17 protein-coding genes are annotated in these 21,967 nt (G+C 66.1%); 8 read left to right on the forward strand and 9 right to left on the reverse strand.

The genetic code is table 11. The features are described from left to right. The first annotated feature begins 17 nt into the window (after positions 1–17). Both ABD231_RS00635 and ABD231_RS00640 read left to right on the forward strand, forming a co-directional pair. Positions 18–401 (forward strand): DUF1398 family protein, encoded by a 384-nt coding sequence (locus ABD231_RS00635; protein ID WP_344143922.1) that lies wholly within the window; start codon positions 18–20, stop codon positions 399–401. Then, a complete protein-coding gene (locus tag ABD231_RS00640) occupies positions 401–1,495 on the forward strand; it encodes a serine hydrolase domain-containing protein (RefSeq protein ID WP_344143924.1) in 1,095 nt (364 codons plus the stop codon). The genes ABD231_RS00635 and ABD231_RS00640 overlap by 1 nt, the downstream gene beginning before the upstream one ends. A gap of 838 nt (positions 1,496–2,333) precedes the next feature. Here ABD231_RS00640 and ABD231_RS00645 read toward each other — a convergent pair. Both ABD231_RS00645 and ABD231_RS00650 read right to left on the reverse strand, forming a co-directional pair. Next, on the reverse strand, positions 2,334–3,263 hold the full coding sequence (locus tag ABD231_RS00645) for a sugar kinase (RefSeq protein ID WP_344143926.1): 930 nt from the start codon (positions 3,261–3,263) through the stop codon (positions 2,334–2,336). 4 nt (positions 3,264–3,267) lie between these two features. After that, positions 3,268–3,885 carry a bifunctional 4-hydroxy-2-oxoglutarate aldolase/2-dehydro-3-deoxy-phosphogluconate aldolase gene (locus tag ABD231_RS00650; RefSeq protein ID WP_344143929.1) on the reverse strand — a complete coding sequence of 206 codons (618 nt, stop codon included), beginning with the start codon at positions 3,883–3,885 and terminating at the stop codon, positions 3,268–3,270. A gap of 122 nt (positions 3,886–4,007) precedes the next feature. Between ABD231_RS00650 and ABD231_RS00655 the strand changes: the two genes are divergently transcribed. Continuing rightward, positions 4,008–5,825 (forward strand): exo-alpha-sialidase, encoded by a 1,818-nt coding sequence (locus ABD231_RS00655; RefSeq protein WP_344143931.1) that lies wholly within the window; start codon positions 4,008–4,010, stop codon positions 5,823–5,825. A 2-nt stretch (positions 5,826–5,827) separates the two neighbouring features. Here the strand turns inward: ABD231_RS00655 and ABD231_RS00660 are convergent, their stop codons facing one another. The 4 genes from ABD231_RS00660 to ABD231_RS00675 are packed head-to-tail and all read right to left on the reverse strand — an operon-like array spanning position 5,828 to position 9,163. Next, positions 5,828–6,598, reverse strand: a complete 771-nt coding sequence (locus tag ABD231_RS00660) for a hypothetical protein (protein ID WP_344143934.1) — start codon at positions 6,596–6,598, stop codon at positions 5,828–5,830. Beyond that, positions 6,592–7,737, reverse strand: coding sequence for a galactonate dehydratase (gene dgoD, locus ABD231_RS00665; RefSeq protein ID WP_344143937.1), 1,146 nt, complete (start codon positions 7,735–7,737; stop codon positions 6,592–6,594). The genes ABD231_RS00660 and dgoD overlap by 7 nt, the downstream gene beginning before the upstream one ends. Then, positions 7,734–8,444, reverse strand: a complete 711-nt coding sequence (locus tag ABD231_RS00670; protein ID WP_344143940.1) for a FadR/GntR family transcriptional regulator — start codon at positions 8,442–8,444, stop codon at positions 7,734–7,736. Before ABD231_RS00670 ends, dgoD begins: the two co-directional genes overlap by 4 nt. Next, positions 8,441–9,163 (reverse strand): SDR family NAD(P)-dependent oxidoreductase, encoded by a 723-nt coding sequence (locus ABD231_RS00675; protein WP_344143942.1) that lies wholly within the window; start codon positions 9,161–9,163, stop codon positions 8,441–8,443. Before ABD231_RS00675 ends, ABD231_RS00670 begins: the two co-directional genes overlap by 4 nt. A gap of 219 nt (positions 9,164–9,382) precedes the next feature. Between ABD231_RS00675 and ABD231_RS00680 the strand changes: the two genes are divergently transcribed. Continuing rightward, positions 9,383–10,672 (forward strand): ABC transporter substrate-binding protein, encoded by a 1,290-nt coding sequence (locus ABD231_RS00680; protein ID WP_344143945.1) that lies wholly within the window; start codon positions 9,383–9,385, stop codon positions 10,670–10,672. Between the two features lie 37 nt (positions 10,673–10,709). On the opposite strand, the gene ABD231_RS00685 is transcribed toward ABD231_RS00680, so the two are convergent. Continuing rightward, positions 10,710–11,906, reverse strand: a complete 1,197-nt coding sequence (locus ABD231_RS00685; RefSeq protein WP_344143947.1) for an RNA-guided endonuclease InsQ/TnpB family protein — start codon at positions 11,904–11,906, stop codon at positions 10,710–10,712. A 107-nt stretch (positions 11,907–12,013) separates the two neighbouring features. Between ABD231_RS00685 and ABD231_RS00690 the strand changes: the two genes are divergently transcribed. The 4 genes from ABD231_RS00690 to ABD231_RS00705 are packed head-to-tail and all read left to right on the forward strand — an operon-like array spanning position 12,014 to position 17,883. Next, positions 12,014–12,961, forward strand: coding sequence for a carbohydrate ABC transporter permease (locus tag ABD231_RS00690; protein ID WP_344143949.1), 948 nt, complete (start codon positions 12,014–12,016; stop codon positions 12,959–12,961). Beyond that, a complete protein-coding gene (locus tag ABD231_RS00695) occupies positions 12,958–13,779 on the forward strand; it encodes a carbohydrate ABC transporter permease (protein WP_344143951.1) in 822 nt (273 codons plus the stop codon). The genes ABD231_RS00690 and ABD231_RS00695 overlap by 4 nt, the downstream gene beginning before the upstream one ends. Beyond that, complete coding sequence (locus tag ABD231_RS00700) at positions 13,776–15,770, forward strand: alpha-galactosidase (RefSeq protein WP_344143954.1); 1,995 nt, start codon at positions 13,776–13,778, stop codon at positions 15,768–15,770. The genes ABD231_RS00695 and ABD231_RS00700 overlap by 4 nt, the downstream gene beginning before the upstream one ends. A 34-nt stretch (positions 15,771–15,804) precedes the next feature. Beyond that, a complete protein-coding gene (locus tag ABD231_RS00705; RefSeq protein ID WP_344143956.1) occupies positions 15,805–17,883 on the forward strand; it encodes an NPCBM/NEW2 domain-containing protein in 2,079 nt (692 codons plus the stop codon). A gap of 52 nt (positions 17,884–17,935) precedes the next feature. On the opposite strand, the gene ABD231_RS00710 is transcribed toward ABD231_RS00705, so the two are convergent. Next, a complete protein-coding gene (locus ABD231_RS00710) occupies positions 17,936–19,543 on the reverse strand; it encodes a family 20 glycosylhydrolase (protein WP_344143959.1) in 1,608 nt (535 codons plus the stop codon). Positions 19,544–19,947: 404 nt separating this feature from the next. After that, positions 19,948–21,795: a glycoside hydrolase family 5 protein gene (locus ABD231_RS00715; RefSeq protein WP_344143961.1), complete on the reverse strand. Its 1,848-nt coding sequence runs from the start codon at positions 21,793–21,795 to the stop codon at positions 19,948–19,950. Positions 21,796–21,967: the final 172 nt, after the last annotated feature.

Consider the following 21,967-nt stretch of genomic DNA (forward strand, 5'->3'; position numbering starts at 1 on the left):
CGATGTGAGACTGGGGCATGTTCACCTTGGAGCAGACCAACGAGGTTCATGATCGGCTGGGCAGCGCGTCGACGCTGAAGGACTATCTGTTGGCGCTTCGGGCTCTCGGGGTGCTGGCGAGTGACTCGTATCTGACTGATGGGCACACGGTGCACCGGGGTGCGGACGGGCACGAGGTGGCGACTGAGCCGACGCATGAGGTGTTCTCGGTGGCGACTGAGGCTGACAAGGCCGCGATGGCTGAGCAGCTGCGTTTGCACGAGACGGGGGTGACGTCGTACGTCGAGATGTCGCGCGGGCTGGCCGAGGCTGGCGTGGAGAAGTGGATCTTCGACACTGGGGCGTTGACGATCGCGTACTACGACCGGGCGGGGAACGTGCTGTTGTCGGAGCAGATCTAGTGGCCGACCTGCAGGGGTTGGCGGATCGGGTGGTTGCGTCCGGTGAGGTGCCGGGGGCGGTCGTCGGGCTCACGGATGGTCGCTCGCAGTGGGTGGTTGCGGCTGGGACGGACGGTCCGGGCGGAGCTGAGTTGGCGTCCGATGCGGTGTTTCGGATCAGCTCGATGACCAAGCCGTTGGCTGCGGTGCTGACGTTGCAGCTGGTTGAGACTGGGGTGTTGGGGCTGCAGGATCCGATCGAGCGGTGGTTGCCGGAGCTTGCCGGACAGCGCGTCGTACGGCGGCTCGACGGTCCTCTCCAAGACACGGTACCGGCGGAGCAGTCGCCGACTGTCGAGGACTTGTTGACGATGCGGCTGGGGCTCGGTTTCGCCTTTGAGGTGGAGTCGTGTCCGGTGCTTGAGGCGGCTGGTGAGTTGGGGTTCGGACCGCCTAAGCCTTCTTCGGTGACGCTTGATCCGGATCGGTGGATCGCGCGGTTCGGCGAGTTGCCGCTGATGGAACAGCCGGGGCGGCATTGGCGGTACGAGCTGGCGTACGGCGTACTTGGGGTGCTGCTTGCTCGGGCGAGTGGGGTCGCATTGCCGGAGCTGTTTCGGCAGCGGTTGTTCGAGCCGCTGGGGATGCATGACTCGGGGTTCGTGGTGCCGTCGCATGCGCGTCGTCGGCTTGTGAGTGGGTTCGCGGGGACCGAGCTGTTTGATGATGCGGCGACTAGTGATTGGTTGACGCCGCCGGCGTTCCCGGATGCTGCTGGTGGGCTGGTCTCGACTGCTGGTGACTACCTTCGCTTCGTGGCTGCGCTGTTGAACGGCGAGCTACTGCGGCCGGATCTTGCCTCTGCGATGGTCTCCGATCAGCTGACTGCGGAACAGCGCGCCGGGGCGTCGGCGCAGACCTTCCTCGACGGCGGTGGATGGGGCTACGGCGTACAGGTCGTCGGACCGCGGTACGGATGGGGCGGTGGTCTGGGCACCCTCTGGTACTCGTACCCCGCGGCCGGCATCGGCGCCGTACTGATGACCCAGGTGCTCCCGCCATCGCCCGCAACGGTCGCCGCCTTCGTCGACACGACAGAGACCTGGACGTCGTAGACCACGCGTGGGGGTTGGGGCGGCGCGCTGAGGTCCGCGTCCCGCCAGCGCCGCCGGACCGACGGTGAGCGCCCGTCCCCTGCGCCGCCATCTGCTGGGTTCACCCCAAGGCCGGTTAGTTAGGCGGTTCGGGGTGGTGTCAAGAGCGGTGCTGTACGGCGCCGCTGGGGAGTGCTACCCCACCGAATCGGTGGGTGGGGCTCCCCGGTCGTGTGGAAAGGGTGGTGAGTCCTGCCCGAACCGGTTTGGGGAGGGTGTCGATCTGGTGTGGGGTGGATATCGGTCGTGTTCGGGGGGTGGATTCTCCCCGGACCGCTACAGGCGGTGTGCTGGCGCTCCGCGAGCCGGTTGGGGGAGTGGGGTCGCGGCTGGTTCGGTTGGTGCTGCCCGGGCTGCTTTAACTAACCGGCCTTGGGGTTCACCCACCGGATGGCGGGTTCCCCCATCGCATGCGAGTGCAGAACCCACAATCTCGTGGGTGGACCCATGAGCGAGCTGGGCGAGCTGGGGGCGGTTGCCGCGGGTGGAGGGCGGTACGCCTGGACCGCTACGCCATCACAAATGGGGGATCGGGGCTGGGCTGAGCCTGGGCCGTGGTGGAGTGATCGATTGTGATGGTGTTCAGGTCTGGACTCCCATCACCCACCAACTGTTGTGAGTGGACTGGTGGTGAGCGTGGGTTGGCGGGGGAGTCGCGCTGGAGTGCGGGTTGGACGGTGGTGGCGGTCCGGGGCGGGCTCCAGCCACTCACTAAGTGGTCTGGACGGGGTTGTGGTGAGCGTGCGTGGGCGGGGGCGTTGGGCTGGCTTGGGGGTTGGTGAGTGGGGGCGGTCCGGGGTTAGCGGAGGGCGGTGCCTTGGGTGTGGGTTAGGAGGGTTAGGTCTTGGCGGGTGGGGAGGGATTCCCAGTCGCCGAGGGCGGTGACGCAGAAGGCGCCTGAGGTGGTGGCTCGGGTCAGGCGGTCTTCGGGGGGCAGGTTGTCGAGGGTGGCGGAGAGGTAGCCGGAGACGAAGGCGTCGCCGGCGCCGATGCTGTCGACGACGGTGACGGGGAGTGCTGGGCTGTGGAGGGTGCCGGATGCGGTGTGGGACCAGGCGCCTTTGCCGCCGGCGGTGACTACGACCTCGGTGGCGGTGGTGAGGAGGTCGGCGATGGGGTCCTCGGCGCTGGTGAGGATGTCGAGTTCGTCGTCGGATGCGAAGACCGTGTGGATGTGGGGGAGGAGCTCACGGAGGGCGGTGGCTTCTGCGCGCGACCAGAGGCGGGCCCGGTAGTTCACATCCAGCGAGACCTGTACGCCGGCCGCCGCAGCAGCCTGTACGACGGCCAATGTCGCGGCGCGCGTTGTCTCGGAGAGCGCAGGGGTGATGCCGGTGACATGGAGGAGTCGCGGCTGGACCCCTTCCAGCGCGGCGATGCATTCCGAGGCGGTGAGGGTGGAACCGGCGGAACCGCGGCGGTGGTAGCTGACGCGGGTGATGTCGTGCGACGGCTGATCGAACGCGATGAAACCGGTGAAATCCGTGTCGGAGAAGCGGATCCAGTCCGTGTCGACGGCTTCCGCGCGCAGCGTGCGCTGGATCAGCCGACCCGGTTCGTCGTTGCCGACAGCACCTAACCAGGTCGCGGTGTGACCGAGGCGGGCGAGGCCGATCGCGACGTTCGTTTCGGAACCGGCGATGGACAGGTGCGCGTCGCCGCCGAGCCGCATGGCGCGGGGAGTGCGCAGGGAGACCATCGTCTCGCCGATGGTGAGCAGGTCGGTCATCGATTTACTCCGAGATGTTGAGGAAGGTCTTGGCGCGGTCGGCGAGGTCCACGAGGGAGCCGCCGGTCCCAGCATCGCCCAGCAAGGGGGAACCGACGCCGACAGCGAGCGCTCCGGCGGCGAGGTATTCGGGCGCGGACTTCGCGTCGACCCCGCCAACTGCGATGAGTGGGGCGTGGGGAAGGGGAGCGGCGAGTTCGCGGAGGTAGGAGGGGCCGTGGGCCTTGGCGGGGAAGATCTTGACGGCGGTGGCGCCCAGGTCGAGGGCCGCGATCACCTCGGTGGGAGTGAGGGCGCCGCAGAGCAGGGGAAGGCCGAGGTCGACGGCGCGGCGGGCGCCTTGGGTGATGCCGGGGGTGACGACGAAGGTGGCGCCGGCGGCGGCTACCTCGTCGGCCTGGGCGGGGGTGAGGACGGTACCGGCGCCGATCAGGATGGTCGGGTTGTGGGCGGCTCGGGTCTGCCGGATAGCCTGAACCGCGCCGGGGGTGGTGAGGGAGATCTCGAGCGCGGTGATGCCGGCTTCGACGAGGGTGTCGACGCAGGCGACGGCACGCTCGGGGGAGTCGGCGCGGATGATCGCGAGGATGGTGCGGTCGCGCAGTTCGGCTAGCAGATCCATGGTGACTCCTGAAGACATAGGACGTCTGATGTACTCTGGTTCGGAACGCTGAAAGAAGCTAAATTACTGCGAGAACAACCTGTGAGGTTGTTTACTTTCCGTTCATTTGGAGGCATCCGCCCATGCCCAAACGCCTTCCACTGCTCATCGCACTCAGTCTGCTGCTGCCGACTGTGCCGATGTACGCCGAGGCCGACAATCAGCCCGCTGCGATCACGCAGACCGTGCTGTTCAACAAGGGGGATGCCGGCTACGGCTGCTACCGCATCCCCGCCATTGTGAAGACCAAGACGGGTGCGCTGCTCGCCTTCGCCGAGGCTCGGCGCGCCTGGTGCGGTGACTCGCAGGAGATCGACCTGGTCGTGAAGCGCTCGGACGACGACGGCCGGACGTGGTCGGAGGCCAAGACCGTCCTGTCCGGGACCGATGCGGATCCGAACGCGGTCGCCACCCGCGGCAACCCGGTCCCGATCGTCGACCAGGAGACCGGCAAGATCGTGCTGCTGACCACGATGGATCCCGGTACGACGAGTCGCCCGCGGACGCCGTACGTGCAGAGCAGCGTTGACGACGGGTACACGTGGAGCAAGGCCGTCAATATCGGTGCACAGATCGACGACCCGGAGTGGGGTTGGTACGCGACCGGGCCGATGCACGGCATCCAGTTGACGCGTGGTGCGCACGCCGGCCGGATGGTCGCGGGGACCAACTACGACCTCAAGAACCAGGCCGGCGACAATCAGAGCGTGGCCCAGCTCGTCTACAGCGACGACAAGGGCGACACGTGGCACAAGGGTGCGACGGATCTGCGGACCGACGGTCAGGTGCCGCAGGAGATCAGCGTCGTCGAGAAGGTTGATGGCGGTGTGCTCGCGATGGCCCGGAACAACGCTGGTGCGGCTGGCGCCAACCGGATGACCGCGGTCAGCAACGATGGCGGCGTCACCTACACGGCGCCGTACAAGACTGTCGATGGGCTGGTGACGCCGACTGTGCAGACTTCGGTGCAGCGGTTGCGGGCGGTTGATGAGGGGGCCAAGTACAACCGGATCCTGTTCGCCGGGCCGGCTGATCCGGATCGGCGGCGGTACATGACGATCCGGTCGAGTTTCGACGAGGGGAACACTTGGCAGTCTGTTGCCGAGGGCACCCGAATCACCAGCGACTGGTCCGGGTACTCGGATATGGCGATCCTCGACACCGGCGAGATCGGTCTGCTGTACGAGGCTGGCGCGGTCGACGCGCGGGATCAGATCCGGTTCGCGCGGTTCACCGAGAATGACATCGGCCACCCGGACGCGCCGCTCGGGACGACGACGCCGGATGTGTCCGGGCTGGGTAACCACAGCTACCTGCGCGGCGGTACGACGTCGGTCGCGGGCAAGTTCGGTCAGGCGCGGGATCTTGATGGGACCGACGATGCGATCCAGCTGCCATTCACTGAGTCGCTCGCTGTCGGGGCGGGTGATTTCACGGCAATGACGTGGATCAAGTACAACGCGACGACCGGGAATCACGCGATCTTCTGGGGCTACAACATCAACGAGTACTCGCAGTTCTGGCTGCGGGCTGAGCCGGGGGACAGTCGGATCCGTGGGTTGATCACCACCGGTGGGAAGACTGCGGTCGTGGCGACTACCAAGGCGTACAACGACAATGCTTGGCATCACGTTGCATTGCAGCGGAAGGCCGGGACGTTGGCGATCTGGGTTGATGGGGCGTCGGTCGCGTCGGTTGCCTCGCCTGCTGGTTCGGTGAGTCCGGGCCGGCCGTTCAAGATGTTCGTCGGACAGCGGATCGACGGTGCTCATCACTTCAACGGTTCGTTGGATGAGGTCCGGATCTACAAGCGGGCGCTGACCGCGGCCGAGATCGGCAGCATCCGCACGAGCAACAGCACGACGGTACCGAACGTCGTACTGGATCTGCCGCTCGGCTGACATCAGGTTGGCCTGGCGGAGAAGGTCAACCGCCAGGCCAGCTCACCACTAGCCGGTACGACGGCCGCGTCGCCGAGGCCCGCTTCGGCCAGGTCGAATACGCGTCCGAGCATCGGCTCAACGCCAAGACTCCGGTACGGCGCTCCCTCCGGAAAGCCGGCCAGGTTCCGCCAGAGCGCGGTCGAAACTGGTTGCCCGGGGCAACTGAGATGCGTGGTGAGCGCGGTACCCCGGTCGCGAACGGTCGCAGTCGCACAATCAACCAGCACCGCGCCGACCGCCGTACCGTCTGATGGTCCGTAGGTATCAAGCCCAAGAGCCGGCCATTCGGCGGACACCCAAGGCTTGTCAGCCGGCCAACCGCCGAGCAGCGGAGCAGCCTCGGGGTGCAGGCGGCACTCACTCGCCTCGGCGGAGATCGTGGCACCCACTGCACAATCCAGCAACGCATGAGCCGCCCACACGAACTCATAACCGGGTGGTGCCGTCAGGTGGTAGTCGGCCGTGACACTGTCGGCGCTTGTGGTGAATGCGCGGGTGAGGACGGTGTTGTCGTGGGCAACCGAGTCCGACCACGGCTGGTTCCACAACCCACCGTGGTCAGGAGTGCCGCGGACGGTTGGAAAGCATTCGTCGAGGCCGCCTGCGTCGGTGAACGTGGTGTGCCCCGTGCGCGGCCCGTCGAGCAGACCAGGACCAGCCCACAACCATTCGCGGCCGGCTAACCAAAGTGAAGTCCACCTGCCGCCATCAGCAGCATCGACGGTCACCATTCGGCGAAGGTGCCGTCTTCTTGGGTCCAGAGGGGGTTGCGCCAGGTGTGGCCGGTTTTGTCGGCGGCTCGGACGGCTGCTTCGTCGACGGTGATGCCTAGACCGGGGAGGGGGTTGTATTCGGCGTGACCGTTGATCCAGGTGAAGGGGGTGGGGTCGACTACGTACGACGTCAGGTCGTTGGTGACGTTGTAGTGGATGCCTCGGCTTTGTTCCTGGATGAGGAAGTTGGGGGTGGCGAAGGAGACTTGGAGGCTGGCGGCCAACGAGATGGGGCCTAGGGGACAGTGGGGGGCGAGCATGGCGCCGTGGGTGTCGGCCAGGGAGGCTATGCGGCGGAGTTCGGAGATGCCGCCGGCGTGGGAGACGTCTGGTTGGACTACTGCGATGCCGGCGTTCAAAGGGCCTGCGAAGTCGGTGCGGTGGTAGAGGCGTTCGCCCAGGGCTACTGGGACGGTTGAGCTGCTGACTACGTCGGCTAGGTGGAGCATGTGTTCGGGGAGGACTGGTTCCTCGACGAACATCGGTTGGAGGTCTTCGACTGCGTGCAGGATGCGGCGGGCGCCGGCCACCCCGACTCGGCCGTGGAGGTCGATGGCAACGTCTCGGGTGTCGCCCAGTGCGGACCGGGCTGCGGACAGCCGCGCGACGATGTCGTTGATCTCGGCAACTGATGGGGACGGGGAGATGCGGCCGCTGCCGTTCATCTTGACGGCGGTCATGCCGGCCGCGACCTGTTCGGCAACTTGGTCGGCTACGGCGGCTGGCTCATCACCACCGACCCAGGCGTAGACGCGCGCCCGGTCGCGGACCCGACCGCCGAGCAGGGACGACACAGGAGCGCCGTACACCTTGCCGGCGATGTCCCACAGCGCATGATCGAGCCCGGCGACTGCGCTCGACAGGACTGGACCGCCGCGGTAGAAACCGCCCTTGGTGAGGATCTGCCAGTGGCGCTCGATCTGCAGCGGGTCCTGGCCGATCAGGTATTCGGAGAGCACCTCGATCGCCGTACGCACGACTTCGGCGCGGCCCTCGACCACCGGCTCGCCCCAGCCGACGACGCCGTCGCTGGTCTCGATCCGGCAGAACAGCCAGCGCGGTGGGACGAGGAAGGTCTCGATGCGTTCGATCTTCATGACCCACGCACCTCATGCAGGTCCTCGGCGGCCTTGGCCAGCAGTTCGCGCATCGCCTGCTCGGCCGCGACCGGGTCGTGGGCGCGGATCGCCTCCAGGACGCGGCGGTGGCTCGGCACCGGATCATCCGACGGTTTCACCTTGTGGACAAGGCGGTCTCGGTCCGCCAAGCCGGTCTCCATGATCACTTCCATCTTGGTCAGCAGCTCGTTACCGGTTGCCGCCAGCAATGCTCGGTGGAACGCGAGGTCCGCGGCCACGGCGGCGTGGTCGTCGGCGGCCGATTCCATCGCCGCCATCGCGGCATCCAGTGCCTCAAGATGCGAGTCCTGAGCCCGTACGGCGGCCAGTCGCGCGGCCGCCGGTTCGACGATCCCGCGCACCTCGTGCAACTCCTCGAGGAGTTCCGGCCGCACGTCCGAGTCGCTGAAGTGCCAGCGGATCATGTCCGGGTCGAGCAGGTTCCAGTCCGACCGCGGCCGCACGAACGTGCCGCGCTTCTGCCGCGCGTCGACCAGTCCCTTGGCGGTCAGCACCTTCAGCGCCTCGCGGACCGCCGTCAGGCTGACCCCGAGGTCGGCCTGCAGATCGGGCACGTTGATGGTCGCGCCCTCCGGGATCGTCCCGGACAGGATGCGCTGCGCCATCACCTCCACGATCTGCCCGTGCAGTCCCCGCTGAATTCCCGCCACACTGCTCTCCCTCATGCCGAGTCCTTGACAGCGGACCAACCGCCGTCGACCACAATGCTCGCGGCGGTGACGTACGACGCCTCCGCCGACAGCAGGAACGCAATCACCTGAGCCACTTCGTCGGGCCGCCCCAGTCGCCCGGCCGCGGTCGCTTTCGCGCTACGAGCGAGATCCTCAGGCCCGTACCGATCCCACGCCGCGGTCTGGATCGGACCCGGCAACACCGAGTTCACCCTGATCGATCCGCCACACTCGACACCCAGTTGGCGAGCGAGCGCCACCAACGCGCCCTTGCTCGCCGCGTATGCCGCGTGCCCCGGGATCCCGGCCAATGCGTGCACAGACGACACCAGTACGACGGAGCCGTCGCGCGCCGCGAGGTCGTCGTACAGGGCGCGGAATCCGAGGAAGGCGGCGCTGAGGTTCACATCGATCTGTCGTTGCCACGAGGCCGGCGTCATCTCGTGAGCAGGCCGCACGTCGGACACGTAAGCGTTGCTGACGAACCCGTCGATCGGCCCGAGCTCGTCGCGCCCGCGGGACACCACCTCGGCCCAGGTGTCGGGCGACGTCACGTCACCGACGATGCTCAGCGCTCTTCCGGGCACCTCCTTCGAGGGGTGGATGTCGACCTGCACCACCGACGCGCCCTCGGTCAGGGCACGCTCGGCACAGGCCGCGCCGATCCCCGACGCGGCCCCGGTCACCACGATCACCCGCCCAGCCAGCCGCACGCGTGCCTCCTCCGAAGTCAGCTCTACCCAAGCACGTGGGTGGGACTCCTCCAACGATGAACGAGGCATCAGTTGATCGTGATCACCCGATCACGTCAAGCTATTTCCTCGTAATTTACGAATTAATATTGACACCTGGGATCGCTCGCCGCAAGATCGTCGGCAACACACCACTCCCTCGACTGGCACGCTGGTCGAGCAGATCTCAGGAGTTCAGGCATGACGGGTCTGGCAGCAGATCGGCGTACTTTCCTCAAGGGACTCGGGCTCCTCGGCGCGGCCACGCTGGTCCCCGGATGTGCGACCACGGCATCGAGCCCGGGCAGCGGGGCGAGCAGCGGGGCAACTGGTGAGCTCTCGCTGCAGTCGAACCTGTCGGCCGAGCAGGCCAAAGGGGCGATGGAGAAACTCGTTGCCGCGTACAACAAGACCGGTGGGGCGCAGGTGAAGCTCAACACGGTCGCGTCCGAGATCTACCGGACCCAGCTCCCGACGTACCTGACCTCGGCCAACCCGCCGGACGTCTACACCTGGTACGCCGGATCGGTCGCCGACTCGTATGCGAAGAAGGGCCTGCTGCTCGACGTGTCGAGTGTGTGGGAGGGCCTCGGCAACTATCCGAAGGCGATGCAGACGCTGTCGACGAGCAGTTCCGGCGAGAAGATCTTCGTGCCGACCAGCTACTACTGGTGGGGCATGTTCTACCGCAAGTCGAACTTCGAGAAGTGGGGTGTCACCCCACCGAAGACCTGGGACGAGTTCCTGGCGGTCTGCAAAACCATTCAGAGCAAGGGTGTTCCGCCGATCGGTATCGGTCTCGGCGACACCCCGTGGGTGGCCTCGGCCTGGTTCGACTACCTGAACATCCGGATCAACGGAGCGCCGTTCCACCGCGACCTGCTGGCCGGCCGCGGCCGCTTCGACGACCCGAAGGTGAAGGCCGTCTTCACCAAGTGGCAGGAGGCGCTGCCGTACTTCGACCCGAAGGGCAAGTCGTTCCCCTTCCAGGAGGCGACTTCCGCGCTGCTCGGCGGCAAGACCGGCATGTTCCTGATCGGCACCTTCTTCGCGGACTCCGCACCGAAGGACGCCCTGGACGACATCGACTTCTTCCAGTTCCCGATCATCGACCCGGCCGTCCCGGTCGCCGAAGAAGCGCCGACCGACGGCTACTTCGCCTCGAAGAAGGCCAAGGACCCCGAGGGCGTGAAGAAGTTCATGACCTGGCTGGCCACGGCCGAGGCGCAGGAGATCTACGTCCAGAGCTCTTCCGGTACGGCGATCCCGGCGAACCCGGACGGCAAGTCCGCCGACACCCCGCTGGTGAAGAAGGGCAAGGCGATGATCGAGAGCGCCGCCGAACTCACCCAGTTCTTCAACCGCGACTCGAGCGACGCGCTGCAGCCCACGGCCGACGCCGCGCTGACCAAGTTCCTCGACAAGCCGGACCAGATCGACAAGATCCTCAAGGACTGGCAAGCCGCGGCCGAAAAGGTCTTCAAAGCTTGACGTCCTCCCCGTCCGAAGAGGACGAGGATTTCAACAACTACGCGGAGGTAGTGAGTTGAGGTTCACGCTTCAGCGAGACCCGTACTGGCGTCTCTCTGCGTGCACTGACGGCCCGTCCGGCCGCGATGTTGATAGCTGCGTTCACGTCCGCGTTCGCCTGATGCCAGCACGCCGCGCACTGGAAGACCGCTTGGCTCTTGCGGTTCTCCCGTGCGCAGTACCCACAGGCACTGCAGGTCTGGGATGTGTAAGCGGCGGGCACCTTCTGGACTCGTCCCGGAGCCTTGTCCTCAAGGCGTTGCACAAGCAGCGCCCAGCCGTTGGCAAGGATGCCGCGATGAAGCCCAGCCTTGGCGCGCCGACCATTCGGCAGGAAGCTGCCTGGCTGATCGGGGGCCTCTTTGGGTCTGGGACGTCGAAGCATCTGACCGACGCGCAGGTCTTCGACGCGGATGAGATCGAAGCGGCGGGCAAGGTTGGTGCTGGTCTTCTCGACCCAGTCCTTGCGGCGGTTCCTGTCGTGTCCGTCGATCTTTGCGATTGTGGCTTTCACCTTCTGACTACGCCTGGAGCCGCGCCGGCTCCGAGACAGTCTGCGCTGCAGGTTCTTCCGCCGTGCCAGCGAGGCCTTCGACGACGCAGGACACACCAGCAGCTCGCCGGTGGACAGCGCCGCCGCCACGGTCACCCCTCGGTCAACTCCAACCGTGTCGTCTGTTCCCGGCCCGGGAATCGGCGGTGGGACGACGGCGAAGGCTATGTGCCAATGACCCGCGCTGTCACAGGTGACCCGATACGACTTGGCAGCTGGCACGGCGCGGGACAGGCGGAGCCGGACCCAGCCGACCTTAGGGATGTTTGCTGCAGCCCACTTCCTGCTGAGCTTTCTGATCTGAGTTGCTTGCCGACCAACGATGCGGAAGCCCAGGCGACGCCCGGCCTTTCGCCACGTCGGCCGCCGATGAGTACCTCCGAAGAAGTTCTTGACGGCCTGGTCAAAGTCTCGCAACGCCTGCTGTTGGACCGTCTGCGACCCGGCCCGCAGCCACGCGAACTCAGCGCGAGCCTCGGTCAGCTGCCGACACTGCCCTGCGAAGCCCGGCACGGGTCCTTTGTCGCGGGTCCACATCGACCACTGCTCAAGGGCCAGGTTCCAGACAAACCGAGCATGCGCGCACTGCTCAAGCAGCGCAGCTCGCTGCGTAGACGTCGGGTACAGCCGGAAGCGGGACACATCTGTCATCCCAGCAGACGGCACCGACAATTCTCAGTTTCCGAAGGGAGGCAGTCGCAGCACACCCTTGTCCCAGTGGGCCAGGGCATTCTGCGACGACTTATCTGATGTCGACAGTGATCGAGACTGCGGTGCCTGAGACGCACGCCGGCTCCGGGACGGGCAGGGGTGGCGATCGTCGTACGAGGAAGCCGTGGAAGGTCTCGCCGCTCATCCTGGTGTTCGTCTTTGTGCCGTTCGTGGTTGAGGCGGTGTGGGTGTTCTGGCCGGCCTTGCAGGGGTTCTGGTTGGCGTTGACTCGGTGGGACGGGTTGTCGGCGCCGACGTTTGTTGGGCTCGGCAACTTCCGGGACATGGTGTCGGATCCGATCTTCCGGACGGCATTGAAGAACACAGCCATCTGGCTGGTGCTGTTCGGTGGACTGAGCGTGGCCGGTGGATTCGGGATGGCGTTGCTGTTGCAGCGGGAACGCCGTGGGGTGGGGATCTACCGGGCCGCTCTGTTCACTCCGGTCGTGTTCTCGCTGGTGGTGACCGCGCTGATCTGGCGGGTCTTCTACCAGCCGGACGGGTTGGTCGACTCGATCCTGCGCGGGGTCGGTCTCGGTGACTTCATCCGGCCGTGGCTGGCTGATCCCGACACTGCCTTGTACGCCGTGATCCTGCCGGCGCTGTGGCGTCAGATCGGCTATGTCATGGTGCTGTATCTGGCCGGTCTGAAGGCTGTTGATCCGGCGCTGTATGAGGCTGCGAAGGTCGATGGCGCGTCGGCTTGGCAGCGGACTCGGTACGTGACGATCCCGCAGTTGAAGGGCGTCAACTCGGTCGTGCTGTCGGTGATCGTGATCGACTCACTGCGCTCCTTCGACATCGTGTGGTCGATGACCAAGGGCGGTCCGTACCACTCGTCCGAGCTACTCAGTACATACATGTACTCGACTGCATTCCAGTCAACGCAGCTCGGCTATGCGTCGGCAATCGCCGTGGTGATCTTCATCCTCGCCCTGGCCGTGATCCTCGGCTACCTGATCCGTGCCTTCAAGGAGGAAGCGTGAACCGCCTGAAGACGGTCGGCTATCACCTGTCGATGGGGCTGGTGTCGTTCCTGTGGATCGCGCCGATCCTGTGGGTGATCGTGATCTCGTTCCGCAGTTTCGACGATGTCGCGGCGAACGGGCTCGGCTCGTTGCCGCACTCGTTCACCTTGTCGACTTATCAGCAGGCTTGGGAGGACGCCGACGAGTTCCGGGCATTGATCAACAGTTTACTGGTGACGATTCCGGCGGTGCTGCTGAGTCTCGGGCTGGCGTCGATCGCGGCGTACGGGTTGGCGCGGTACAACATCCCGTTCCGGCGGACGGTGTTGCTGCTGATGTTGATGGGCAACCTGCTGCCGCCGCAGATCCTGTTGATCCCGATCTCGCGGTTCGTGGAGTTGATCGGGTACTACGACACATTGATCGCATTGATCGCTGTCCATGTCGGGTTCGGTCTCGGGTTCTACACGTTCGTACTGCACGGGTTCATGCGGGACCTGCCGCGGGAGATCCAGGAGGCGGCGACGATCGACGGGGCCGGTCCGGGGAAGATCTACGCGAGCGTGATTCTGCCGTTGACCCGACCGGCGATGGCAGCGCTCGGTGCACTGTCGTTCACGTGGATCTTCAATGATCTGTTGTGGTCGATCACGGTCATCCGCTCCGGCGAGAAGATGCCGGTGACGCCCGCGTTGCTGGGTCTGCAGGGACTGTTCGTGTCATCGTGGAACGTCATTGCTGCCGGCACCGTGATTGCCGCCGTACCGACTGTGGCGGTGTTCCTGCGGTTCCAGAAGCACTTCGTCGGTGGATTGGCGATCGGAGCCGTCAAGTGAAAACCTGGACGTTGCGCGGAGCAACCACCTCGTACGTCGTCGGTGTCCCCGCGCACGGCGAGTGGGCCCAACTAGTTGCCTGGGGCCCACACGCAGTAGCCGACGGCCCGTCGACGGTCGCGCCGGTGGGAACCGAACACTTCCTCCCACGAGCAGACGTAGAACCACTCGAGTACGCCGCCCGCGGCGTCAGGTACGCCGCCCCTGTGGATCTCGTGGTGAGCGGCCCCGATGGGGTCGACGAGCTCCGCCCGGTGTTCGTGAATGGGGTTGACGGAGAAGACAGCCTGGAACTGAACTTCGCCGACCCGGTTCGTCGTGTTCGGCTCACGCTGAACTACAGGGTCGAGGGTGATGCGGTTGAGCGTTGGGTAGCTGTCAGCAACGACGACGACGACGTACTCACACTCCATCGGCATGACTCTGCGGGGTTTGTCGTGCCTGGTGGGAACACGGTCAGGTACTTGTGGGGTGAGTGGAACAGCGAGTTTCAGCAGGGCGCGATCACGCTGGAGCGGGGGCGGTTTACCGTCAACAGTGCTCAAGGGATTACTGGGCATTCGTACTCGCCGTTCCTGTCGGTCGACGGGGATGTGGCGTACGGCGTGCAGCTGGCGTGGAGTGGTTCTTGGGAGCTGACCGCGGATGCGGACACGACTGGAACCATCAGGATTCAGGCTGGTCGGGTCTCGTCGAGTCAAGGGTTGCAGTTGCGGCCGGGGGAGACGTGGACTTCGCCCAAGGCGGTCGGGGCTTGTAGCGCTGAGGGTGCGGACGGGCTGGCTCGGGTGTTCCACGAGTACGAGCGGGCGCGGTCGCGGCGGCGTACGCCGAAGGTGTTGTACAACTCGTGGTTCGCGACCGAGTTCGACATCCGGGCCGAGCATCAGCTCGAACTCGCCCGGCGGGCGGCTGGGATCGGCGTCGAGACCTTCGTGGTCGACGACGGGTGGTTCATCGGCCGGAACGACGATGCAGGCGGGCTGGGTGACTGGGAGGTCGATCCGGTCAAGTTCCCGCAAGGTCTCGACATGTTCATTGCCGAGCTGAAGGAGCTCGGGCTCGACTTCGGATTGTGGGTCGAACCTGAGTCGGTCAACCCACGGTCGCGGCTGGCCGCCGAGCACCCGGAGTGGATTCTGCGGACTCCCGATCGGGAGCCGGTGCTGATCCGCAATCAGCTGTTGCTGGACTTGAGCCGTGATGACGTGACTGCATTTGTGTGGTCAACACTTGATCAACTGTTGTCAACGTATGACATCGCTTACCTGAAGTGGGATGCGAACCGGCCACGTCTGGACAGTGGTGATCAACGTCGCGACCTGGACGGTCAAGTGGTGACCAACCTGTACGCGATCCTCGATCGGCTGCGCGTCGAGCACCCGGACGTGCTCGTCGAAGGATGCGCCGGTGGTGGTGCACGCGTCGATCTCGGCATGGCTGCACGCGTCGACACGTTGTGGCCGAGTGACAACACGGCCCCGCTGGATCGGCTCAGGATCCAGCAGGGTTTCCGGACCGGGTTCGCGCCGCATCTGATGAGTTCGTGGGTGACCGATGCCGAAGGTACTCACGACGGCCGGGAGCGTTCGCTCGACTTCCGCTTCCATGTCGCGATGGCCGGCGTACTGGGGATCGGTGCGGATCTGTCCCGCTGGACCGACGACCAGTTGAAGACCGCGGCCCGGCATATCGAGCAGTACAAGGACATCCGCGACCTGGTCGTCGAAGGCAAGGTCTACGGATTGACGGACGGCGTCCAGTACGTCGGCGCCAACAGGTCCGTGGTGTTTCGGTGGGAAACCGGTGACGGCACCGTGCGCGGCACGCTGCCGACCCGGGTACGGCGGGTCCCACTGGCCGGGCTCGACCCGGCGAAGAACTACCGGGTCGGATCCGAGATCCTCCCGGGCAGCTACCTGCTGCAGGTCGGCGTCGCCTTCGATGACGGCGCCGACTCGCACTGCCTGGTCGTCGAGGCACTCGACTGACCGTTCCGCTCAACGGCAGCAAAGGAAGAAGGAAATGAAACGACTCTGTGCTCGTTTCTCAGCTGGAGTGATCGCGGCGGCCCTGGTGGCCGGCGCATTCGCGACCACTGCGACGACCACGGCTGTTGCGGCTCAGGCAACAGCACCGGTCCTCAGCCCGACGCCGTACCAGGGCTGGAACACCTACTACGGTCTCGGTGGCGACTTCACCGAGGACACCATCAAGTCGGTCGCCGACTCGCTGGTGAGCCGCGGGCTCGCCAAGGCCGGCTACGACATCGTTTGGCTGGACGGCGGCTGGCAGGCCGATCAGTCGCGGAGCGCGGCCGGTGACCTGGTCGCGAACCCGGCGAAGTTCCCGAACGGGCTGAAGCCGCTGGTCGACTACATCCACAGCAAGGGACTCAAGGCCGGCATCTACACCGATGCCGGTCCGTACATCCCGGGCAAGTGTGGTCTTGGCAGCGGCGGCTACTACCAGCGTGACGCCGACCAGTTCGCCGCGTGGGGCTTCGACGCAGTCAAAGTCGACTACCTGTGCGGGATCGCGGCGGACCTGGACCCGAAGACGGTCTTCACTGAGTTCGCCCAGGCGCTGCGGAACAACGCGAGCCACCGGCCGATGATCTTCAACCTGTGCAACCCGGTGACCTCGCCGGACTGGGGCAACTATCCCGAGTCGCAGCAGTCGATCAACTCGTGGTCGTACGCACCGGGGATCGCGCAGTCCTGGCGGACCTACACCGATGTCGGCTTCCAGGGCGACATCAAGTTCAAGGACGTGCTGCGGAACTACGACGCGAACGCGCGGCACCCGGAGGTCGTGAAGCCGGGCGCATTCAGCGATCCGGACTACCTGGCGCCGGAGCTCGGGATGTCGGATGAGGAGTTCCGTTCCCAGCTCACGCTGTGGGCGGTCGCCGCTGCGCCGCTGGTGGTCGGAAGCGACGTGCGGAAGCTGAGCGCGACCACGATCTCGATGCTGACCGATCCCGACGTACTGGCGATCAACCAGGACAAGGCTGCTGTGCAAGCGGTTCGGGTTGGGGCCGCTGGTACGACGGAGACGTGGGTGAAGCGGTTGGCCGACGGCTCGCGCGCGGTGGTACTGCTGAACCGCGGGGACAGCGCTCGCACGTTGACCACGACCGCCCAGGCGGTTGGTTTGAGCGGGACGCGGTTCACGTTGAAGAACGCTTGGACGAACAAGGTCACCGAGAGCGCGGGCACGATCAGCGCGGCAGTCCCGGCACACGGTACGGCGCTCTTCCGGGTCTCGCCGGCGGTTGGTGTGCCGGGTGCATCGCACGTGACGGCCGGGATTCCGCAGGTGACGAAGGTCGGGACGGATGCCCAGCCTGAAGGTGCGGCGCCAGTGGTTGCCGGTGGCGACGAACTGACCGTGCAGGTTGCTGTTCGCAACGATGGGCTGCTGCCGGTGCTGAAGCCGGCCGTGACTCTTGCCGGTGGCACCGGGTGGACGGTGAAGTCGTTGACGACGGCGCCAGTGTTGATTGCTAGTGGCAAGCAAGCGACGTTCGGGTTCACGGTGAAGCTGCCGGCGAATGCTGCGCCTGGTACCGCGAGCTTGACGGCAACTACGTCGTACGAGGCTGTTGGGTACGGCGTGCAGCGGCTCACGACCTCGTTGTCGCCGGTCGTGGTTGCGCCGGTACCGCCGGATGGGACCGTGCCGCTGTCGCATCATCAGTGGATCACCGCGACCAGCGGCTGGATGTCGCCGACCATCGACGAGAGTGTCGGTGGTGGGAACCCGATCAAGCTGACCGGGACGACGTACTCGACTGGCATCGGGGTCGCTTCGCCTTCGCTGGTTCGGTACTACTTGGGTAAGGCGTGTACGCGACTGAGCGGGACGGTCGGGATCGACGATGTCGTGGGGAATGTCGGGCCGGATGGCGGTACGTCGACATTCCAGGTCGTCGGTGACGGGAAGGTGCTGTTCGACAGTGGAGTGGTTGATCGGTTCACGCCGAAGCCGTTCGATGTCGACCTCACCAACGTCCGCGTCCTCGACCTCGTGGTCGGCGACGCCGGCGACGGCGGCTACAACGACCGCGCCGACTGGGCAGCTCCCACCGCTACCTGCTGACGCGTGACGGAGGGGGCGGACCTGCTGGGGTCCGCCCCTTCATCGTGCCGTGTCAGTGCCAGTCGATCTCGGAGCACTGGAAGTAGGTCCAGCCGCGATGGCGCCAGGTGGGGGACTGGGCGGCTAGGTGGTTTGCGTAGGTGGGCCAGTCGGTGGGGGTGGTGTGGGACCAGGCCTTCTCGGCGGCGCCGGGGAGGCGAGGGAGGAGCAGGAACTCGAGGTCGTCGCGACTGGTGACGGTCTCGCACCAGACGGCGGCTTCGACACCGGCGAGTTGGTCGTCGGAGGTGACACCGGGGGTGTTGTCGACCGGATCCCAGGCGATGCCGTCCTGGATGGTGGCCGGCTGGTAGGCGCGGAGTCCTACGCGGGCTCGGGTTTCCTCTTGCGCCGGATCCTTGGATGTTGCGGCGTGGGGGCGGTCGAAGTACAGGTAGGTGGTGGCGGAGACGAGCAGTTTGCTGCCGCGTTCGAGTGCCTTCGGTACGTCGTGTCTGGCCTTGGCGAGGTGTTCGATCAGGAACTCGGGGATGTCGGGGCGCGCGGAGATCGCGTCGATGTCCTGGATGTCGAGCCAGTACTGCGTGAGGTCGGATGGCGCCGTGTTGGCGCGGGCGGTTTCCTGCCAGCCGATGACTTGTTTGCCTTTCGCGCGGACGAGGTCGGCGGCGCGTCGTACGAAGGCTGCGTGTGCCTCGTCGGACATGCCCCAGGCTTCGTCGCCGCCGATGTGCAGGTACGCCGAGCGGGGGAATTGTGGGATGAGCGCGTCCACTACGTCCTCGACGAAGGTCCAGACTTCAGGGTCGGCCGGGTCGAGGGAGTGGAACTCGAGGTGGCCGCCGTTCGGTAGCGGGATGCCGGGGAGCTCGGTGGTGAGGTCGGGGTAGGCGCGGGATACCGCGCCGGTGTGGCCGGGGAAGTCGATCTCCGGGACGAGGGTGACGAAGCGTTCTTCGGCGTACCGGTTGAGCTCGGCTAGTTCGAGTGGGGTGTAGTAACCGCCTGGTCGGTCGGCCATGGCGCCGAGAGAGCCGAACTTGATCAGCTCGGGGCGTGCGGCGACTTCGAACCGCCAGCCTTGGTCGTCGGTGAGGTGTAGGTGCAGGACGTTGAGTTTGTACAGCGCGCACATGTCGATCACCCGCCGTACCGTCTCGGGTGGGTGGAACGTCCGCACCACATCGAACGAGAGGCCGCGCCAGGCGAACCGCGGTCCGTCGATGATGCGCTGGCATGGGATGTCGGTGCCGTGTACGGCGATCAATTGGCGGAGCGTGGTTAGCCCCCGGAACACCGCTTCCTCCGTTGCACCCCAGACGTGGATCCCCTCGGGGCTCACCTCCAGCCCATACCGCTCATCCACCTCCACCCCATCAGCCCGAACTCCAGCCGCCGCCGGTACGACGTCCAGCCCCGCCGAGCTGAGTGTCAGCCGAACCGCTGAGGCCGCGTCGGCTGAGCTCGCACCGGCTGAGAACAGCTGTAGGTGTGGGGAATCCAGCCGGGTATCTCCCAGGAACTGGGTAGCGACGGCGGTTAACTCGGGCGAGCCGATGGTGATGGCCGTCCGCTGAGGTGAGCCGGTGGTGATGGGGTCGTCGGGGGCGAGGCTGAAGGTGCCCTCGCCCGGGATGGCGGAGGTGGGGCTGGGGATCATCTCGTGCTCCGGCGGGTTGAGGTGGTGGTCGACGGCGCGAGCCAGCTGATGCCAGCCGTACAAGGTGGGGTCGGGGTGGAGCCGTGCAAGGTGGGGTCGGGGTGGAGCCGTGTCGAGGCGGACGGTGGTGCCGTGGACCAGGTTCGCACGACGCGGGTGCGCCCTCCGAACGACAGGACGTATAGACCTACCAGCCGTCACCGCCCCGCTCACCGCCGGTGATCCGGCGACCCAGCGGGGTATACGTCCTGTCGTTCGGGTGATCACCGGCACTCGGCGGGCATGGGGTGGGGCGGACCTGCACCACCCACCAAGCCTCCGGTAGAGGGCTCGGGTGGCCGGTGCTGACCGTGAATTGGGTGAGCTGGGTGAGGTTGGACGGTGGTGGCGGTCCGCCCGGAGGGTTAGGCGAGCGGGCGGCAGAGGAGGGCGTCGGGGGTGCCGGAGGCGCCTACGCGGGTGGTGAAGGCTATGCCGGCGACGTATTCGGTGGTGGTGCATTGGCCTTTGTAGTGGCCTTGGGCGAAGTCGCCGCCTTGGGCGGGGCGGTTGTCGGAGCGGTCGAACCAGACCGTGCGGCCGGTGGTTGCTGGGGCTTGGGAGGCGGTGCAGAGGAGGGAGGAGAGGCGGGCGCCTCGGACGGCGTAGCCGGTCACGTCAAAGCCGGGGGCGCATTGGAACTTGGTGTAGCCGGAGGCCCAGTCGGTGGTGACGTGGCGTTCGTCTTTGACTACCTCGTAGGGAGTGGACGAGGTAGCGAGGCCGGAGGTGCAGAGGGCTCGGTTGCTGGTGTGGGCTAGGCCGATGAGGCGGAGGCCGTCGGGGCAGGCGGCTTTGCGGGCGCCGTTGTCCCAGTCGCCGGCGGCTCGCATGCGGAGGGATTGGACGAAGTCGCCGTGGTCGGGGCTGAGCATTTTCCAGACAGTGGCAGCAGGCACCGGGCCGGTGCGGCTGGGGGCGTTCATGAGACGGGTCCAGGCGGGGGCTCGCCAGTCGTCGCCGTCGTAGAGGCCCATGCGGTGGCCGGCGGAGTCCCAGTGCAGTAGGGCCCAGCCGTTGCCGGTCCGATTGGTGTGCCAGCCGACCAGGGGCCAGTACGCGAAGTCGGCGTCGGTGCGGATCAGTTCGTCGACGAAGCGCTCGTACCAAGCACGCGGCAACGCCCCGGTCTCCTCGCGCCCGCCGACACCGAACTCGCTGATCCACACCGGCGCGGTGAAGTGACCCTCCTCGCCGGACACGAAGAACGCCTGGCGGTTCAGCTCGCTGACCAGTTCGGACGGCGACAGATCCTGGTACCGCGGATCGGTCGTCTCGCCGGTTCCGGTCGCGCCGCTGTGCCGGGGACCGGTGTAGCCGTAGAAATGGGCGGCGTACACGAGCTTGTTCGAGGCAACCAATGTGTGCGACAGACCGCGGGCCGGGGTCAGGGTCGGGCGGTCGTGGGGGAAGCCGTCGACCGGGATGCCGGTCCAGTTGATGCCTTCGACAACGATCAGGAGGTTCGGGTTGGCCTCGGTGAGGATGCGGTCGCCGAGATGCTGGGAGGCGGCGAACCAGTCGTGGTCGTTGCCCCAGCCCCAGTTCGGGTCGTCGAAGACATTGCGCCGTACCTCGTTGTAGAGGTCCGCGCCGACCACTCGCGGATTCGTCTTGTAGCGGTTGACCATGAACAGCCAGTCGCTCTCCCACACAGCTGTGGACTGGCTGGTGTTCCAGCGCTCGTTCCCGTCGACCCCGCAACACCACCGGGTGGTCGCCGTGTGGTTGTTCAGGATGACCGCGAACCCGGCGGCAGTCAGTTCCTGTACGACGACGTCGTACACCTGGAGTGGTGTCTTCCCCCGCAACCCCGGGTTCGCCGCGACAGCAGCATCCGGGACCGCGACAATGTCGTGGATCATCTGGTTGGAGAACTGGAGCCGGATGCTGTTCAGGCCGAGTTCGGCGAAGCCGGAGATGATCGAGGCCATCGGTGCGCGGTCGAGACCGAGCGGGATCCGGTTGCTGTTCTCGCCGGCGTGGTGGTTGGCGTTGTCGGCCTGATCGCCGGAACCGTTCCAGGTTCCGGAGGCGCCGTGCCAGTTGCCGGACTTCAGCCGGAAACGATTCCCGTCGGCATCGACGATCCAGCGCCCCTTGGTGCTCAGAGGTGCAGTCCAGCCGCTCACCAACGGGGCAGCAGCGGGAGCAGCGGAAGCGGGAGTGAGCGGAAAGACCAGCAGGGCGAGTACGACGAGAAATCGGCGCATGGCTCACCTGTCCCCAGGTTGGTGGTGCGCGGGCGGGGTGATGGCCGGAGGCTTCGCGGGACCACCGGCCACCACGCAGTTATTGGACCAGATCAGGAGTGCCACTGGGGAGAGCGCTGTCATCGGTGGATTCTTTCCAGGTTTGCCGATCAGTCGTTTGGTAGTGACATCC

The organism is Kribbella yunnanensis (genome assembly GCF_039529655.1).
Taxonomy (GTDB): Bacteria; Actinomycetota; Actinomycetes; order Propionibacteriales; family Kribbellaceae; genus Kribbella; species Kribbella yunnanensis.

Bases quoted from the DNA above. Each gene is read 5' to 3' on its own strand.
- ABD231_RS00650 (WP_344143929.1), bottom strand. From the start codon at position 3,885: ATGGATCTGCTAGCCGAACTGCGCGACCGCACCATCCTCGCGATCATC.
- ABD231_RS00660 (WP_344143934.1), bottom strand. From the start codon at position 6,598: ATGGTGACCGTCGATGCTGCTGATGGCGGCAGGTGGACTTCACTTTGG.
- ABD231_RS00680 (WP_344143945.1), top strand. From the start codon at position 9,383: ATGACGGGTCTGGCAGCAGATCGGCGTACTTTCCTCAAGGGACTCGGG.
- ABD231_RS00635 (WP_344143922.1), top strand. From the start codon at position 18: ATGTTCACCTTGGAGCAGACCAACGAGGTTCATGATCGGCTGGGCAGC.
- ABD231_RS00655 (WP_344143931.1), top strand. From the start codon at position 4,008: ATGCCCAAACGCCTTCCACTGCTCATCGCACTCAGTCTGCTGCTGCCG.
- ABD231_RS00715 (WP_344143961.1), bottom strand. From the start codon at position 21,795: ATGCGCCGATTTCTCGTCGTACTCGCCCTGCTGGTCTTTCCGCTCACT.
- ABD231_RS00645 (WP_344143926.1), bottom strand. From the start codon at position 3,263: ATGACCGACCTGCTCACCATCGGCGAGACGATGGTCTCCCTGCGCACT.
- ABD231_RS00670 (WP_344143940.1), bottom strand. From the start codon at position 8,444: ATGAGGGAGAGCAGTGTGGCGGGAATTCAGCGGGGACTGCACGGGCAG.
- ABD231_RS00705 (WP_344143956.1), top strand. From the start codon at position 15,805: ATGAAACGACTCTGTGCTCGTTTCTCAGCTGGAGTGATCGCGGCGGCC.
- dgoD (WP_344143937.1), bottom strand. From the start codon at position 7,737: ATGAAGATCGAACGCATCGAGACCTTCCTCGTCCCACCGCGCTGGCTG.
- ABD231_RS00690 (WP_344143949.1), top strand. From the start codon at position 12,014: ATGTCGACAGTGATCGAGACTGCGGTGCCTGAGACGCACGCCGGCTCC.
- ABD231_RS00710 (WP_344143959.1), bottom strand. From the start codon at position 19,543: ATGATCCCCAGCCCCACCTCCGCCATCCCGGGCGAGGGCACCTTCAGC.